General features: G+C 69.2%; 18 protein-coding genes and 1 pseudogene. 7 read left to right on the top strand and 12 right to left on the bottom strand.

The window, feature by feature from the left end:
- Positions 1-77 precede the first annotated feature (77 nt).
- The 6 genes from F1643_RS03290 to F1643_RS03265 form a co-directional block, all read right to left on the bottom strand.
- The gene (locus tag F1643_RS03290) at positions 78-1,232 is read right to left on the bottom strand and encodes an iron-containing alcohol dehydrogenase (protein WP_194910764.1); all 1,155 of its coding nucleotides are present in this window, start codon (positions 1,230-1,232) and stop codon (positions 78-80) included.
- 26 nt (positions 1,233-1,258) lie between these two features.
- Positions 1,259-1,705 (bottom strand): thioesterase family protein, encoded by a 447-nt coding sequence (locus F1643_RS03285; RefSeq protein ID WP_194910762.1) that lies wholly within the window; start codon positions 1,703-1,705, stop codon positions 1,259-1,261.
- 40 nt (positions 1,706-1,745) lie between these two features.
- Positions 1,746-2,948: an acetyl-CoA C-acyltransferase gene (locus F1643_RS03280; protein ID WP_194910761.1), complete on the bottom strand. Its 1,203-nt coding sequence runs from the start codon at positions 2,946-2,948 to the stop codon at positions 1,746-1,748.
- Positions 2,949-2,980: 32 nt separating this feature from the next.
- Positions 2,981-3,943 (bottom strand): SDR family NAD(P)-dependent oxidoreductase, encoded by a 963-nt coding sequence (locus tag F1643_RS03275; RefSeq protein WP_194910760.1) that lies wholly within the window; start codon positions 3,941-3,943, stop codon positions 2,981-2,983.
- Positions 3,940-4,422, bottom strand: coding sequence for a MaoC family dehydratase (locus F1643_RS03270; RefSeq protein WP_194910757.1), 483 nt, complete (start codon positions 4,420-4,422; stop codon positions 3,940-3,942). The genes F1643_RS03275 and F1643_RS03270 overlap by 4 nt, the downstream gene beginning before the upstream one ends.
- 84 nt (positions 4,423-4,506) lie before the next feature.
- Positions 4,507-4,773 (bottom strand): hypothetical protein, encoded by a 267-nt coding sequence (locus F1643_RS03265; protein WP_194911188.1) that lies wholly within the window; start codon positions 4,771-4,773, stop codon positions 4,507-4,509.
- Between F1643_RS03265 and F1643_RS24335 the strand changes: the two are divergent.
- Both F1643_RS24335 and F1643_RS22055 read left to right on the top strand, forming a co-directional pair.
- Positions 4,739-4,822: pseudogene (locus tag F1643_RS24335) on the top strand (TetR family transcriptional regulator); the annotation flags it as partial. The gene F1643_RS03265 and the pseudogene F1643_RS24335 overlap by 35 nt on opposite strands.
- Positions 4,783-5,328: a hypothetical protein gene (locus F1643_RS22055; RefSeq protein ID WP_370540467.1), complete on the top strand. Its 546-nt coding sequence runs from the start codon at positions 4,783-4,785 to the stop codon at positions 5,326-5,328. The pseudogene F1643_RS24335 and the gene F1643_RS22055, both read left to right, overlap by 40 nt.
- A 67-nt stretch (positions 5,329-5,395) precedes the next feature.
- On the opposite strand, the gene F1643_RS03255 is transcribed toward F1643_RS22055, so the two are convergent.
- Positions 5,396-7,015, bottom strand: a complete 1,620-nt coding sequence (locus F1643_RS03255; RefSeq protein ID WP_194910755.1) for an AMP-binding protein — start codon at positions 7,013-7,015, stop codon at positions 5,396-5,398.
- A 185-nt stretch (positions 7,016-7,200) separates the two neighbouring features.
- Here F1643_RS03255 and F1643_RS03250 point away from each other — a divergent pair, with 185 nt between their 5' ends.
- The 4 genes from F1643_RS03250 (at position 7,201) to F1643_RS22050 (ending at position 10,905) form a co-directional block, all read left to right on the top strand.
- Positions 7,201-7,935, top strand: coding sequence for an enoyl-CoA hydratase/isomerase family protein (locus F1643_RS03250; protein ID WP_194910753.1), 735 nt, complete (start codon positions 7,201-7,203; stop codon positions 7,933-7,935).
- A gap of 41 nt (positions 7,936-7,976) precedes the next feature.
- Positions 7,977-9,215: an ABC transporter substrate-binding protein gene (locus F1643_RS03245; protein ID WP_194910752.1), complete on the top strand. Its 1,239-nt coding sequence runs from the start codon at positions 7,977-7,979 to the stop codon at positions 9,213-9,215.
- A gap of 269 nt (positions 9,216-9,484) precedes the next feature.
- Entirely contained in the window at positions 9,485-10,507 is a 1,023-nt protein-coding gene (locus F1643_RS03240; RefSeq protein WP_255542356.1) for an MATE family efflux transporter, read from the top strand.
- A complete protein-coding gene (locus tag F1643_RS22050; protein ID WP_255542355.1) occupies positions 10,504-10,905 on the top strand; it encodes a hypothetical protein in 402 nt (133 codons plus the stop codon). The genes F1643_RS03240 and F1643_RS22050 overlap by 4 nt, the downstream gene beginning before the upstream one ends.
- A gap of 109 nt (positions 10,906-11,014) precedes the next feature.
- Here F1643_RS22050 and F1643_RS03235 read toward each other — a convergent pair whose 3' ends face one another.
- Together F1643_RS03235 and F1643_RS03230 are read right to left on the bottom strand one after the other, a co-directional pair.
- Positions 11,015-11,317, bottom strand: coding sequence for a DUF1858 domain-containing protein (locus tag F1643_RS03235; protein ID WP_255542354.1), 303 nt, complete (start codon positions 11,315-11,317; stop codon positions 11,015-11,017).
- 101 nt (positions 11,318-11,418) lie between these two features.
- Positions 11,419-12,030: a Crp/Fnr family transcriptional regulator gene (locus F1643_RS03230; protein ID WP_255542353.1), complete on the bottom strand. Its 612-nt coding sequence runs from the start codon at positions 12,028-12,030 to the stop codon at positions 11,419-11,421.
- A 256-nt stretch (positions 12,031-12,286) separates the two neighbouring features.
- Between F1643_RS03230 and F1643_RS03225 the strand changes: the two genes are divergently transcribed.
- Entirely contained in the window at positions 12,287-13,408 is a 1,122-nt protein-coding gene (locus tag F1643_RS03225) for an NnrS family protein (RefSeq protein WP_194910751.1), read from the top strand.
- A 4-nt stretch (positions 13,409-13,412) separates the two neighbouring features.
- On the opposite strand, the gene F1643_RS03220 is transcribed toward F1643_RS03225, so the two are convergent.
- The 3 genes from F1643_RS03220 to F1643_RS03210 all read right to left on the bottom strand — a co-directional run bounded on the left by F1643_RS03220 (position 13,413) and on the right by F1643_RS03210 (position 16,000).
- Positions 13,413-14,414: a glutathione S-transferase family protein gene (locus tag F1643_RS03220; RefSeq protein ID WP_194910750.1), complete on the bottom strand. Its 1,002-nt coding sequence runs from the start codon at positions 14,412-14,414 to the stop codon at positions 13,413-13,415.
- A 102-nt stretch (positions 14,415-14,516) separates the two neighbouring features.
- Complete coding sequence (locus tag F1643_RS03215) at positions 14,517-15,101, bottom strand: YceI family protein (RefSeq protein WP_194910749.1); 585 nt, start codon at positions 15,099-15,101, stop codon at positions 14,517-14,519.
- Between the two features lie 44 nt (positions 15,102-15,145).
- Positions 15,146-16,000 (bottom strand): hypothetical protein, encoded by an 855-nt coding sequence (locus F1643_RS03210; protein WP_194910748.1) that lies wholly within the window; start codon positions 15,998-16,000, stop codon positions 15,146-15,148.
- Positions 16,001-16,092 lie beyond the last annotated feature (92 nt).

The raw sequence follows: 16,092 nt of genomic DNA, 5'->3' as shown, positions 1-16,092 counted from the left end.
CAAATTGCGGTGCCGCAAAGTCCAAGCGAGGGCACCTGACACCGGCTGCCGGCGAATTCTGCAACAGAACCCTACCGTCAGTACGCTTGGCGGTATAGGGCCAAGGCATCGTCATAGGAAACCTCACGCGGATTGTTGATCAGGAGCCTCTGAACCTTCATGGCGTCGGCAGCCAGCATCGGCAGATCATCGCGCCGCACGCCGACCTGCTCCAGCCGCTGCTCCATCGGCATGGCGGCGACCAGATCGCGCATGGCGCCGAGGAAGGCGTCCGTCGCCTTGGCCGGCGTGGCGAAGGCGCTGCCGGGCAGGATCGCCGGGGCGAGTTCGGCATAAAGCGTCTCGGCGGCCGGCCGGTTGAACTCCAGCACCGGTCCGAGCATGAGCGCGTTGCTCAGCCCGTGCGGCACATGGAAATGGCCGCCCAACGGGTAGGCCAGGGCGTGGACCGCCCCGACCGGCGCGTTGGCGAAGGCGATGCCGGCGAGCAGCGAGCCCTGGAGCATCGCCGCGCGGGCGGCGACGTCGCGCCCTTCGGCGATGACGGCGCGGATGTTGCCGGCCAGCAGGCTCAGCGCCCGCAATGCGAGGCTGTCGGACAGTGGGTTCTTCTTGTGGCGGGTGGTGTAGGCTTCGATGGCGTGGACCATCGCATCGATGCCGGTCATCGCCGTGACGCGCGGCGGAAGCCCCAGCGTCAGATGAGCGTCCAGCACCGCCAGATCGGGATAGAGCAGGCTGGAGACCACCCCCTTCTTCTCGCTGCTGGGCGTGGTGACGATGGCGATCGGCGTCACCTCCGATCCCGTGCCGGCGGTGGTCGGCACCTGGATCAGCGGCAGGCGCGGTCCCTTGGCGAGCCCGATGCCATAGATGTCCGGCAGTTCCTGCGGCGTGCCGGCCAGCAGGGCGACCAGTTTCGCCGTATCCAGCGAGCTGCCGCCGCCGACCCCGATCACGCCGTCGGCCCCGGCGTCCCGCGCCGCCTGCACCGCCAGCGCGACCGACTGCTCGGGCGGGTCGGCCACGACGTCGGAGAACAGGGTGCAGACCGTCCCGGCGGTCCTGAAACCGGCCTCGACCGGCTCCAGCAGCCCGGCTGCGACCAGACCGGCGTCGGTGACGATCAGCGCGCGGCGGATCCCCAGTTCCCTTGCCATCTCGCCCAGCCGGGTCGCCGCTCCCGCCTCGCACACCAGCTTGGGGGTGGTTTCGAACACGAAGTCCATCATGTCTCGGTCCTCACCGGAAGGGGGGATCAGGCGGTTTCAGCCGGCGCGACCAGCCGCTCCAGCACGGCGCGAAGCGTCTCCGGCAGCGCCGCCGGGCGGCGCGTCTCGCGATCGACGTAGACATGCACGAAATGGCCGCAGGCCGCCGGGGACGGATCATCGTTGCGGAACAGCCCGACCTCGTAGCGGACACTGCTGGTGCCCAGCCGCGCCACGCGCAGCCCGGCCTCGACCCGGTCGGGGAAGCTGACCGGCGCGTAATAGCTGCAGCCGGTGTCCACCACCAGCCCGATCACCGGGCTGTTTTCGATGTCGAGCGCACCGTTCTCGATCAGGTACTGGTTCACCACCGTGTCGAAGTAGCTGTAATAGACCACGTTGTTGACGTGGCCGTAGGCGTCGTTGTCCATCCACCGGGTCGGGACGGTCTGGAAATGGGGGTAGTCGGCGCGGGTGTCGTGCTTGCGGTCCATGCGGGTTCCTCTCTGTCTCGGGTGGGTTTTTTTGGAGGGCTCAGGCGACTTCGAACAGGCCGGCGGCGCCCATGCCGCCACCGACACACATGGTGACGACGACATGGCGCACACCCCGGCGCTTGCCCTCGATCAGGGCGTGGGCGACCAGGCGGGCGCCCGACATGCCGTAGGGATGACCGATGGCGATGGCCCCGCCGTTGACGTTCAGCCGCTCGTCGGGGATGCCGAGCCGGTCGCGGCAATGGATCACCTGCGCGGCAAAGGCCTCGTTCAACTCCCACAGCCCGATGTCGTCGACGGTCAGGCCGTGCTGCTTCAACAGCTTCGGCACGGCGAAGACCGGACCGATCCCCATCTCGTCCGGGTCGCAGCCGGCAACGGCGATGCCCCGGTAGATGCCCAGCGGGTGCAGGCCCCGCCGTTCGGCCTCCGCCGCCTCCATCAACACGCTGGCCGACGCCCCGTCCGAGAGTTGCGAGGCGTTGCCGGCGGTGACGAAACGCCCTTCCCGGATCTGCTGGCCGTCGCGGAACACCGGCTTCAGCGCCGACAGCCCGGCCAGCGTGGTGTCCGGCCGGTTGCTCTCGTCGCGGTCCAGCGTCACCGGGTGGCGGGTGGTCTCGCCGGTCGCCTTGTCGAGGCGGGTCATGGTGGTGGTGACCGGCACGATCTCCGCGTCGAAGCGCCCGGCGTCCTGCGCCTCGGCGGTGCAGGCCTGGGAGCGGGCGGCGTAGGCGTCCTGCGCCTCGCGCGGCACGCCGTAGCGCGCCGCCACGATCTCCGCCGTCTCGATCATCGCCATGTAGACGTCGGGGCGGTGCTCGACCAGCCAGGGATCGCGCCAGCGGTCGACGTTCAAGCGGTCAGTTTGTACCAGCGACAGCGATTCCAGCCCGCCGCCGACCGCCACGGTCATGCCGTCGACGACGAACTGCTTGGCGGCGATGGCTATGGCCATCAGGCCCGAGGCGCATTGCCGGTCCACCGACTGCGCCGCCACCGAGGTCGGCAGCCCGGCGCGCAGTGCGCATTGCCGGGCCATGTTCATGTGGGTGGCGCCCTGCTGTAGCGCCGCCCCCATCACCACGTCGTCGATCTCGGCGGGGTCGATCCCGGCGCGGGCGACGGCATGGGCGATGGCGTGCCCGCCCAGGGCCTGCGCCTGGGTATCGTTGAAGGCGCCCCGGTAGGCCTTGCCGATCGGGGTGCGGGCGGTCGATACGATGACGGCTTCTCTCACCGGTCTTCTCCCTTGTCTCAGCCCGCGTTCACTCAGCCCGCGTCCGGACCGGCGGCGTCCGCCGCGCGCTTCAGGATGCGGTCGACATGGCTCAGGCCGGCATCGATCTCGTGCTGGTTGTCGAGCGACGCGATCTCGGCGAAGCGGGCGGCCACGGCTTCCGGCGTGCGCTCGCCCTCGGGCAGGAAGACGCCGTCGGATTCGACGATGGCGAGCCGGGCGTAGGTGCCGGCGCCGGCAAGGATCACCGTGCGGCTCGGCGCCTGCTCCGACACCAGGAACAATGCCGCCGGGGTGACGAAGTCGGGGTTCAGCCGGGCCAAGGCCGTCTCGTCGAGGATGTCGGAGGTCATGCGGGTCGCCGCGGTCGGAGCGACCGCGTTGACGTGGATTCCGTTGCGCACGCCCTCCAGATGCAGGACGTTCATCAGCCCGACCAGACCGGCCTTCGCGGCGCCGTAGTTCGATTGGCCGAAGTTGCCGTAGACGCCCGAGGTCGAGGTGGTCATCAGGATGCGGCCGTAACCCTGCGCCCGCATGATCGGCCAGACCGCGTGGGTGACGTTGGCCGCCCCCATCAGATGCACGTCGACGACCGAGCGGAAATCCTCCAGATCCATCTTGGCGAAGCTCTTGTCGCGCAGGATGCCGGCGTTGTTGATCAGCACGTCGACGCGGCCCCACAGGCCCAGCGTGCGCTCGACCATGGCGGCGACCTGCGCCGGGTCGGTGACATCCGCGCCATCGGCCATGGCCTCGCCGCCGCGGTCGCGGATCTCCGCAACCACGGTTTCGGCGGCGCCCGAAGCGCCGCGGCCGTCGCGCCCGCCGCCCAGGTCGTTGACCACCACCCTGGCGCCGCGGGCCGCCAGTTCCAGCGCATAGCCGCGCCCCAGGCCGTTCCCCGCCCCGGTGACGATGGCGACGCGCCCGTCGAAGCGGATGCCGTCCGTCCCTATGCCGTGGGGCCCCAAGTCGTTCGATTGAATGCTCATGCCGCGTCCACCTGTTCTTTCAAGAGGGTCAGAATGATCCAGTCGGCCGCCAGCGCCGGCTTGCCGCCGCCTTCGATCTCCACCGTCACCGCATAGCGTGCGACCAATTCCCGATCCGACCGGCGGGTCGCCTCGCTCAGCACGAAGCGGGCGCGGACCCGCGCGCCGGCCCTGACCGGCGCCAGGAAGCGGACCCGGTCGAAGCCGTAATTGATGACCATCGCTTCGCCGGCAATCACCGGCAGCACGCCCGCGCCCATCGCGGTCAGCAGCGACAGCGACAGGAAGCCGTGGGCGATGGTGCCGCCGAAGGGGGTGTCGCGGCTTGCCCGCTCGGGATCGACATGGATGAACTGGTGGTCGTCGATGACGTCGGCGAAGGCGTCGATGCGCTCCTGAGGGATCGTGAACCAACGCGACGCGCCGATCTCGCCGCCGACGCGCCGTTCCAGGTCCCCAGGGGAAACAGGTTCGATCATTGGAGGTCTTCCCGTGTCCGTTTGGCCGTTGAATGGCCGTTGTTGGCCGTTTATCGGATGCGGTCGCCGCAAAGTTTGCTTGCGCTACGCACAAAAAACATACCAAGTAGTATGTGAGCGTTCCAGTCCTGTCCAGGCAGAAATGTTGCCTGAGGCATGGATTGGTCCTAGCTTCGCCGAACCGACCGGCGCCGCGCCGTCGCGGCGGGTCGGGGCGGGCGAAACGGGTTGGTCGTCGACGAACATATTGAGCTGGAACTGGATGATGAGCAGTGAAAAGAGCCCGCTGTCGCCCCGCATAGACAAGACCGGGAACATCGACATCCTGACCGCCGCCGCCGAATGCTTCATGGAGCAGGGATACCATGCGACGAGCATCGACGATGTGGCCCGGCGTCTGGGCGCCACCAAAGGGCGCATCTATCATTATTATCGTTCGAAGACGGAGTTGTTCTTCGACGTCCACCGCGAGGGGATGAGGCGCAACTTCGACGCCGTCACCCCGGTGATGAAGGGGCCGGAGCCGGCGGCGCGGCGCCTCGGCGCCATGTTCCGCCGGCACGCCCTCTCGATGATGGAGAATCTCGCCCTCGAGGCGGTGGTGGTCCAGGGCGTGGAGATGCACCGCTTCGGCGCCACGACGCCCGAGCAGCGCCGCACGCTGGCCGAGCTGATGACGTGCGCAACGACTTCGAGAGCCTGTTCAAGCGGGTCGCCTACGAAGGCGTCGAGGACGGCTCGATCCGCACCAGCGACGTGTCGGTGGCGGTCAAGGTGGCGCTGGGCGCCATCAACTGGCTGTCGATCTGGTATCGCCCCCGCCCGGCCGAGACCCGCGACGACCGCGAGATCCTGGCCGACAAGATCGTCGATTCGATCATGCAGGGGCTGAACGCGCCGGACTGAAAATGGAGAAGCCCCCGATCCCGCATCGGGACGAGGGCTTCGATGTTCTTGGCAGGCCGTAGGCCCGTCAGGCGAGGGTTTCCCGCTTGAAGCGGATCCCCGCCGCCTCGCGGTCCCAGCACTCTTCCGTCAGCCCCTCGGCGCGCAACGTGTGCTTCTGGAGCTTTCCGCTGGCCGTCTTCGGCAACTCCTCCACCACCCGCACGTAGCGCGGCACCATATAGTGCGCCACCCGCGCGGCCAGGAAGCCGACCAGTTCCGCCGGATCGACCGAGGCGCCGGGAACCGGGGCGACGACGGCCAGCACCTCGTCCTCGCCGACCGAGCTGGGCACCGCGACCGTCACCGCCTCGCGCACCGCTGGGTGGGCGCAGATCTCCGCCTCCAGTTCGAAGGAGGAAATGTTCTCGCCGCGGCGGCGGATCACGTCCTTCAGGCGGTCGACGAAGAAGAAGCGGCCGTCCGCCTCCATGCGGAAGGCGTCGCCGGTGTGGAACCATCCGTTGCGCATGGCCGCCAGCGCCGCCTCCGGGTTCCGGTAGTAGCCGGAGCCGAGCGCCCAGGGGCGATGGGAGCGGATGATCAACTCGCCGACGGTGCCCGGTGGCAACTCCGCGTCGTTGCCGTCCACGACGCGCAACTCGAAGCAGGGGCGCGCGCGGCCGCACAGGCCCGGCACCATCCCATCCGGTCCTGCCGTCAGGGGGCTGGCGATCTCGGTCATGTTGTAGACGGTGTGGAGTTCGACGCCGAAGCGCTCGCCGAAGCGCGGTGCGTCGTCGCCGAAGGGGACGATGAAAACCTTCCTGAGGGTATGGTCGCGGTCGTCCGGCCCCGGCGGCGCCTTCAGCAGGAAGCTCGCCATGACGCCGAGAAGCAGGACCACCGTGCTGCCGGTGTCGCGGATCGAGTCCCAGAAGTCCGACGTGCGGAATTCCGGAACCATCGCCATGGAACCGCCCTTGCCCAGCATGCAATAGACGTAGAGCGTGCTGCCGCAATGGAAGATCGGCCCGCAGATCATGCAGCGGTCGTCCGCCGTGATGCTGTCGAAGGCGTCCGGCCCCATCGTGTAGATCTGCACGTAGGACGTCACGACCCCCTTGGCCGCCCCGGTCGTGCCCGATGAATACATGATCGCATGCGGGTCCCAGGGCTGGATCGGCCGCTCGAGATCCAGGTCGAGATCGGCGTCGGCGGGCGCGTCGGCCAGCGGCGCGATGGTGACGCCGGGCAACTCGGGCGGGTCCGATTCCGCCGCGCCGACGGTCAGGACCGTGGCTAGAGACCCCCGGTCGATTTCCGCCAGGCGGCCGACCAACGCCGTGTGGGCGATGAGGACTGCGGCGCCGGCGTTGTCCAGCATGTGCTCCAGCGGGCGTCCCCGGCTCGCCGTGTTGAGCGGCACATAGACCGCCCCGAGGTAGTTGATGGCGAACCACGAGGTCAGCAGATCGGGCCCGTTCCCCATCCAGCACAGCACATGGTCGCCCTGCCGCACGCCTTGCGCGCGCAGGGTCGCGGCGCGGCGGCGGACCCGCTCCAGCGTCTTCCGGTAGGTCCAGGTCTCGCCCCGCCAGAACGCGACGAACACCGCGTCGGGCTGCCGCTCGGCCTGTCTTTCCAGAAGATTGCGCAGGACGCACTCGTCCGCCGTGGGGATCCGTCCCCGATCATCTCCGTGCATCGCCGAAAACCCTCCCTCTTCTTCCAACCACGACATCCGGCCGTTGGGCCGCCCACCGCCCGGCAGCGGCGGCCATCCATATGTTTGCATCACCAATCAAAGGATTGCAACATACTCAGTAGAATGTTAGGTCATGAGGGCCGGCTCGGATGGCTGTCGGCTCGGGAGGAGAGGGGGCAAGCGAGATGAGCTTTGTTTCGGTTGAGCAGTCGGACGGGGTGGCGCTGGTCCGCTACGACCGTGGCGGACGGGCCAACGCCCTGAGCGCGGCGGCGATGACGGAGCTGACGGACGCGGCCCGCCGCCTGCGCGCCGACACCACCGTTCGGGCGGTGGTGCTGACCGGTGCCGCGGCGGTGTTTTCCGGCGGCATCGACCTGTCCGACCCGCAGCTCTGGCCGACCGGCGGGGATGTTCTGGAGCAGCATGCCGCCATCGAGCGCGGCCGGATCCTGTGCGACGCCTGGGCGGCGCTGCCTCAACTCACCATCGCCGCCGTCGAAGGGCCGGCGATCGGCGGCGGCGGGGTGCTGGCGATGGCGTTGGACTGGCGGGTTTTCGGGCGCGGCGCACATCTGCGCCTGCCGGAGGCCCGGCTCGGCTTCACCCTCGCCTGGGGCGGCCTCCCGCGTCTGGTGTCGCTGGTCGGCCCGGCGCGAGCGAAGCGAATGCTGTTCACCGACCTGCGTGTCGACGCGGGGCTGGCGCTCGACTGGGGCCTCGCCGACCTCGTCGCCGAGGACGGCGCGGTGGTCGCGGACAGCCTGCGGCTGGCCCGTGACGCGGCAACGGTCCCGCCGCTGATCCTGCGCATGACCAAGCGTGCCATCGAGGCCCAGATCGACCAGACGCGTCTGGCCCATGGCGACAGTGACCAGTTCCTGCTCGGCCGCCTGCTGCGTGACGCCGCCGGGGCCTGAGCCTTTCCCTCAAACAGCACAAGAACCGGGAGGATAAACACATGAAGACGCTCAAGACGGCCCTGCTCGCGGGCATGGCCACCTTCACTCTGGCCGGCACTCTGGCCGGCACCCCGATCGGCACGGCCCAGGCGCAGGTTTCCGACAATGTCGTGAAGATCGCCGTGCTCGACGACATGACCGGCATCTACGCGGATCTCGCCGGGCGCGGATCGGTGGTCGCGGCGCAGATGGCGGTCGAGGATTTCGGCGGCAAGGTCAAGGGCGCGCCGGTCCAGGTCGTCTTCGCCGACCACCAGAACAAGGCCGACATCGCCGCCAGCATCTCCCGCCAGTGGATCGACCGCGAGCAGGTCGACGTGATCGTCGACGTCGGCAACTCCGCCGCGGCGCTGGCGGTGCAGGAGGTGACGCGCGAGACCGGACGGGTTCATCTGAATTCCACTGCCGGCAGCACCGAGCTCACCAACGAGAAATGCTCGCCGACCGGCGTTCACTGGACCTACGACACCTACGCGCTGGCCAACGGCGCCGGCCGCGCCCTGACCCGGCAGGGCAACAAATCGTGGTTCTTCATCACCGCCGACTACACCTTCGGCCGCAGCCTGGAGACCAACACGTCGAACGCGGTGAAGAAGGCCGGCGGCACGGTTCTGGGCGCGGTGCGGGCGCCGGTCGCGACGCCGGACTTCTCGTCCTTCCTGCTTCAGGCGCAGGCGTCGGGCGCGCAGGTGGTGGCGCTCGCCAACGCCGGCGGCGACTTCGTCAACGCGGTGAAGCAGGCCAACGAGTTCGGGTTGACCCAGGGCGGTCAGAAGATGGTCGGCATGCTCGTCTTCCTGACCGACATCGACAGCCTCGGCCTCGACGTGACCAAGGGGATGGTCATCACCACCGGCTGGTATTGGGACACCGACGAGCGGACACGCGAGTTCGCCCGGCGTTTCGGCCAGCGGCACGAGGGCAAGATGCCGACCATGGCCCAGGCCGGCGTCTATTCGGCGGTGCTGAACTACCTGAAGGCCATCGATGCCGCCGGCACCGACAAGGGTCTGACGGTGGTCAACCAGCTGAAGAGCATGCCCATCGAGGACATGTTCGCCCGCAACGGGAAGGTCCGCGCCGACGGCCGCATGGTCCACGACATGCACCTCGTCGAGGTCAAGAGCCCCGCCGAATCAAAGGGCCGGTGGGATTATTACAAAATCCTCAGCACCATCTCCGGCGAAGACGCCTTCCTGCCGCTGTCCGAAAGCAAGTGTCCCCTGGTCAAGGGCTGAGGATGGCGGACCGATGGCGCCGTGCCGGCTGCCGGCACGGCGCGGAAACGGGAGGGAGGCGACGGAGGTGCCGATGAGCGACGACATCATCCCTTGGCACCACCGCCGCACCGGAGAATTTTCGCGCATTACGGCGATGCGCAGCGTAGATTCCGCCGGGTTACAGGACGCCCCTCCACTCTACCAAGGAAGTCGATAGCCGGGGACGACCGACGGGAGAAGCGGCGGACCGTCCGCCACCGCAGAGCGCCAAGCAGGAGACCGATCCGATGGCCGAAACCGCCGTAGGCCGCTTCACCACCGGTTCGCCGATCCGCCATGTGATGGTGATGACCGCCACCGGCTCTGTCGGGCTGATCGCGGTGTTCGCGGTCGATCTGCTGAACCTGTTCTACATTTCGCTGCTGGGCGAACGCGAACTGGCGGCGGCGGTGGGCTTCGCCGGCACCGTCCTGTTCCTGCAATCGTCGCTGTGCATCGGACTGTCGATTGGCGCCGGAGCGCTGGTAGCGCGCGCGATAGGCGGCGGCCGGCGCGCGGAGGCGGAGAGGCTGGCGGGCTCCAGCCTGATCCTCTCCGCGCTGGTCGCCGCAGTGGTCGGCCTGCTGACCTTGCCGCTGCTGGGGCCGGCGATGGATCTGCTGGGTGCCAGGGGAGCCACCAAGGACCTTGCGGTCGGCTATCTGACCATCCTGTCACCGACCCTGCCGTTGCTCGGGCTCGGTATGGGCTGTTCGGCGATGCTGCGGGCACAGGGCGATGCGCGCCGCGCCATGATCGTCACGCTCTATGCCGCACTGTTCACCGCGGCGCTGAACCCGGTTCTGATCTTCGGCCTGCGGCTGGACCTGACCGGTGCAGCGGTGACGGTCGTGCTGTCGCGCTGCCTGCTCGCCGCCATCGGCTGGCACGGTGTGGCGCGGGTGCACCGGCTGCTCGCCGCCCCGGGCTGGACCTGGCTGATGAAGGACGCCAGGACCCTGGCCGGCATCGCCGGTCCGGCGGTCCTGACCAATCTCGCCACCCCGGTGGCCGGCGTCTACGTCACCACCAGCATGGCCCGCTTCGGCGATGCGGCAGTCGCCGGGGCGGCCATCGTCGACCGCATGGTTCCGGTCGCCTTCGGCACGATCTTCGCCCTGACCGGCGCGGTCGGCCCGATCCTGGCGCAGAATCTGGGAGCAGGCCGTCTCGACCGGGTGCGGGCGACCCTGCAGGCCAGTCTGGCGCTGATCGTCGTCTGGGTTCTGGCGGTCTGGCTGGGTCTGTTCCTTGCCGCGACTGGGTGGTGATCGCCTTTTCCGCCGAGGGCGTGTCGGCCGATCTGGTCCGCCTGTTCTGCACCGCCGTGGCCGGCGGGTTCCTGTTCGTCGGCTTCCTCTTCGTCGGCAACGCCGCGTTCAACAATTTGGGCTTCCCCCTGCTGGCGACCGGGTTCAACTGGGGCAGGGCGACACTGGGAACCATGCCGTTCGTGGCGGCGGGCGGTTGGCTGGGCGGGGCGCCGGGGGTGCTGATCGGGCAGGCGGCGGGATCGGTGCTGTTCGGTATCGCCGCGGTCTGGGTGGCGTTTCGGGTGACCGGACGGCTCGGCCATAAGCAGTTGGACCGGACCGGAGACGGCCCGGCACCGGAGGCCATGGCGGTGCCGGCCGACGTTCGCTGTCCGGCAAGGCGGCGGCGGCGCTGACCGTGCAGATCAACCGGCCGTGAGGCGGCACCGGGGGTGCCTCCACGGTGTCCTGCACCGAAGGAAGCGGAATTCCCCCATAGAGCGCGTACAAAGACACGCACAGGATTCACAGTCCAGATTTCACCGATTTTTCCGATGAAACCAATGGGTCCCAATTGCACTTTATGGTTCCTTCCCGGGAAAGGGTGGGCCGGGCGTCGGCGGCGGCGATATCGTCCAGCAGGGCGTCGAGCTCCAGCCCATAGGCTTCGGCCGCCTCCCGCACGGTCATGAAAGGCGCCATGGCGCAGCCGGGACAGGCGAGGCCGCGGCGAAGCAGGACCGGCACCACCGCGGGGCGCTCGCGCATCAGCTCGGCCATGGTCATGTCGGCGATCGTCATCTCGGCCACGGATGATGAGGCGGCCATGGCGGCATGCTCCTGCGCTGGGGACAGGCAGCCACCATAGCCGCCCGGCGGCGAGCGGTCTTTGCGCCACCGCAACCGCCCTGCATTCAGCCGCCCTGCATTCAGCCGCGCGGCGGAACCGGCGGCAGATCCTCGGCGATGGCGACCAGCGCGTGGGGCTTGCGGATCACCACCTGCTGCCGGCCGCTCTCCACGATCCCCTGGCTTTCCCAGGCCGACAGGGTGCGGCTGACGGTGTGCAGCGTGGTGCCGGTCATCTCCGCCACGTCCTGGCGCGACAGGGGAAAATCGATCTCCACCCCCGCCTCCACCCGCCGGCCGGCCTGTCGCACCAGACGCAGCAGGGCGTGTGCGATGCGGCGCTCCACCCGTTCGGTCGCGACCTCGCGCAGGCGGTTCTGCACTTCACGCAATCGGCCGCCGACGATGGACAGTGCGTTGCGGGCGATGACGGGATGGCGGTCCATCAGTTCGGTCATCGCGGCGGCCGGCCAGGACAGTTCGACGCAATCCGCCACGGCGACGGCATCGGCCGGATAGAGGCCGTCTGTGAAGATCGCCAGCGTCCCGAACATCTCGCCGGGGCCGATGAAGCGCATCACCACCTGCTGGCCGTCGGGGCCGGTCTGCACGATCTTCACCCGCCCGTCGATCAGCGCATGGCCGGCCGCCGCCGGCTCCCCCTGGGTGAACAGGGCGGCCGCCGCGGGCATGCCGCCGGGGACGGGCGAGCGCCACGGCCACCGCCAGCGCGTCGGCATCCAGCCCGGCGAACAGCGGCATGCCGCGCAGAACGGCGGGGTCGGGGGGCGGGGGCATGGCGGTCGTCCTGGCTCGGTCCGGGTCTGGCCCGACAGTGTAGCGGCCAAAGCATACCCATTCGTAAGCGAATTTGTTGCCGGTCAAAGCGCGCCCGCCCCCCCGGTCGCCAGAATGACCGGACCGGACCACCGAAGAGCCCGCCCGCCCATGCATGCCCCCGCCCCCTCCGCAGCCACCGGCGCCACCGTCACCGGCGCCCATCGCCTGATGTATCCGGCAGCCGCCTTCTATGCCGCGCTTGCCGTGCCGCTGTGGCTGGCGGCGGTGTCCGGCCTGCTGCCGGTGGGCTGGTCCTCGGCACTGCATGCCCACGAGATGACGCTGGGCTATGCGCTGGCGGTGGTCGGCGGGTTCCTGATGACGCGGCTGTCGCGGCGGATGGTGGCGGTGGCCTTCCTGTCCTGGCTGGCCGGACGGCTGGCGCTGCTGGGCGGACTGCCGGCGGCGGTGGCCCTGCCGCTCGGCGTCGCCTATCCGCTGCTGCTGTTCGTGGTCGCCGGCCTGCCGTTCCTGCGCACCAGCCGCAGCGGACACAACGCGGTGTTCGGCCCGCTGATCGGCGCCTTCCTGGTGGCGGAGGCGCTGTTCTGGGCATCGGAGCTCGGGCTCGTCCCGGCCGGTGGGATGCCTGTCGGGCTGCTGCTGATCGCGACGCTGCTGCTGACCATGGGCGGGCGCGTCATCCCGGCGGCGACGGCCGGCGCCCTGCGCCGCCGCGGCATCTCCCTGGCGCAGCGGGTACAGCCACGGCTGGAGGCGATGGGCGTCGCCGGCGCCGCGCTCTGCCTGCTGTCGGCGGCGACCGGCCTGCTGCCGCCGCTGGGGGCCGCCGGTGCGACGATGGCGGGGGCGAGCGCGCTGCTGCGGCTGGCCCGCTGGAAACCGCTGCTCCTGCTGGGAACGCCGGAGATCGCCAGCCTGCATCTGGGCTATCTCTGCCTCGGCATCGGCTGGCTGCTGACGGGTTTCGCGGAGCTTGCGGGTCTGCCACCGGCCGCCGGCTGGCACATGCTGGGGGTGGGTGCGCTCGGTATCCTCGCCAGCGCCATGATGATCCGCACCACCCTGCAGCGGGAGGCGGAGCCCGAGCGCTTCCCGCCCGCCGCCACCGCCGCCGTCGCGCTGATGGCCACGGCCGCGGTTCTGCGCTTGGCGGCGGTCTGGTGGCCGTCGATGGCGCTGCTGGCGGCGGCGGGAGCCTTCTGGACTCTCTCCCAGCTCCTGACCGCCGCCGTCCTGCTCACCCGGCCGAGGCGTGGAAAGCGATGATCCCTCATCCCCGCCGCCAGATCCCCTTGCCCGGCAGCCGGTCGCGGTCATGGCTGCGGTCGAAATCCAGGGCCGGCCCCTTCGGCAGGATCAGGGTCGGGTTGATGGCGGGATTGACGTAGTAGCCCGCCTTGATGTGGTCGAGCTTCACCGTGTCGCGGATGCCCGGCCATTGGTACAGCTCGCGCAGATAGGCGGACAGGTTCGGGTAATCCTCGATCCGGCGCAGGTTGCACTTGAAGGCGCCGTGATAGGCGGCGTCGAAGCGCACCAGCGTGACGAACAGGCGCCAGTCGGCCTCGGTCAGATGCTCTCCCGCCAGATAGCGGCTGGCCGACAGACGATCCTCCAGCCGGTCGAGCGTGGCGAACAGCCCGTCGAACGCCTCGTCGTAGCTGGCCTGCGACTTCGCGAAGCCGCAGCGATAGACGCCGTTGTTGACGCTGGCATAGACCAGCTCGTTCCAGTGGTCGGTTTCCGACCGCAGCGGCTCGGGATAGAGATCCAGCCGGTTGCCGGTCAGCCGATCGAAGGCGCTGTTCAGGATGCGGATGATGTCGGCCGATTCGTTGTTCACGATGCGGCGCTCCTGCCGGTCCCACAGAACGGGCACCGACACCTTGCCGGTATAGGTGGGATCGCTGGCGGTATAGAGCCGGTAATGGTGGCGGAAGGGGCCGACGCCCTCGCCGGCGTCCTGGTCCTCGGCATAGACCCAGCCGTCCTCGCCCAGCACCGGTTCGGCGGCGGACAGGCCGATCACCCCTTCCAGGCCCTTCAGCACGCGGAAGATCAGCGTGCGCGAGGCCCAGGGACACAGGTAGGAGACGTAGAGGTGATAGCGTCCGGCCACCGCCGGCAGGGTGGGGCGCCCCTCCGCGTCCGGCGCGCCGTCCGGCGTGATCCAGTCGCGGAAACGGGTCGGCTCGCGGTGGAAGGCGCCGTTTTTGATCTCGCTGGCCGCGATGTCGCCCTTCACCCAGACACCATTCACAAGCTGCGGCATCGCGGCCTCCAATCACAAGGGGGTGAAATCGGGGGGTGGAAACGGGAGGGGACCGGCGAACCGGTCCCCTCCATACTGCAACAGACCGGAAAGGCCCTTCGGTCAGGACTTGACCGCCTCGATTTCGATCAGCAGCTGGATGTCGTCGCCGACGGCCGGGGCGCCGTACTTCATGCCGAAATCGGTGCGCTTCACCGTGCCGCGGGCGGAGAAGCCGGCGGTCTCCAGCTTGCTGGCCGGGCTGACGCCGTCCTTGTTGAAGGTGATGTCCAGAACCACCGGCTTGGTCACGCCCAGCATGGTCAGGTCGCCGTGCAGCTTGCCGGTCTTGTCGCCGGTCTTCTCGATCCTGGTGCTCTTGAAGGTCAGCTTGGGGAACTCCTTCGCATTGAAGAAGTCGGGGGAGCGCAGATGCTCGTCGCGCTTGGCGTGGTTGGTGTCGATGCTGGCGGCGTCGATGGTGACGTTGACCGTGCTCTTCTCGACCGCGTCCTTGTCGAAGCTGATGTCGCCGCCGACCGTGTTGAAGCGGCCGATCACGTTGGAGAAGCCGATGTGGTTGACGATGAAGGCGACGGCCGTGTGCGCCGGGTCGATCTTGTAGCTGACCGGAGCGGCGAAAGCGGGGGAGAGGGCACCGGCGGCGGTCGCGACGAACAGGGCAGCGGCGAACAGGGTCTTCTTCATGAACGGAACTCCGGGAATTGGGGGAGAATGACGGGGATGGAGGATCAGTAGGGCGACGCTTCGCCGCCGGTCAGCGCATAGGCCGCACCGATGGCGACCAGCGCCGGAAGGACAGCGACCACCGTGACGGCGGCCGACGAGGCGGCCCGGCCGACCAGGCCATGGCCCTGGGGAACGAAGCGGCCGACATGGCCGGCCAGCAGGGCCGGCAGCGCCAGCAGCAGGACGGCGGTCTGCGCCTGGGAGAAGAGGGTCAGCACGCCGGCCAGCAGAACCGCGATGCCGGTGGCGACCCGGCCCGACAGGCCCCAGCCATGGCGCTCGACCGGCCAGTTCCACAGCAGGAAGCCGCCGGCCGACGCCGCCAGCGCCAAAGCCATCTGGGCGATGGAGGCGGAAGAACCGATCAGTGCCGTGCCGCCGACGGCCAGCGCCAGCGCCAGCAGCGAGGCGGCCGGCGCGGTCGGGCTCTCGGCCGCATCCGACGCCTGCGTCTGCGAACCGCGGGCAAAGGCGACCCACGCGGCGACGGCGAGCAGGATCACGACGCTGACGACCGCCGCGGCGGAATCCAGCGCGGGCAGGGCGATCCACAGCAGCGAACCGGCCAGCCACACCGCCAGCGCGACCGAGGCGGCGCGGCCACGCAGGCCCGCCGCATCGGCGGCGACACCCAGCAGCAGCCCGGCGGCGGACGACCAGAACAGCTTTCCCATGCTCGACGGCGGGGGCAGGGCCGGCAGGCCGACCACCATCGCAAAGACCACCAGGAACCCGGCGGCGATCCCGGCGGCGGCCAGCGGACGGCGCAGCAGGTGCAGGGCACCGACGAGGATCAGGCTGACTGCCAAGGGCAGGGCGCTGGACTGGACGAAGGGATCTTGAAGCAACTCGGACATGCGGACGGCCGGCTTTGGATGGGGTGGCGCAGGATGCGCTTGGTGTAGACCCTAACCTGTGCTCTGGTGAGCGCAAATTGACCAGTTTTGCA

This window comes from Azospirillum sp. INR13, from assembly GCF_015390205.1.
GTDB lineage: Bacteria > Pseudomonadota > Alphaproteobacteria > Azospirillales > Azospirillaceae > Azospirillum.
The sequence above is the reverse complement of the archived record's forward strand: the minus strand, read 5'-3'. Positions and strand labels throughout refer to the sequence as shown.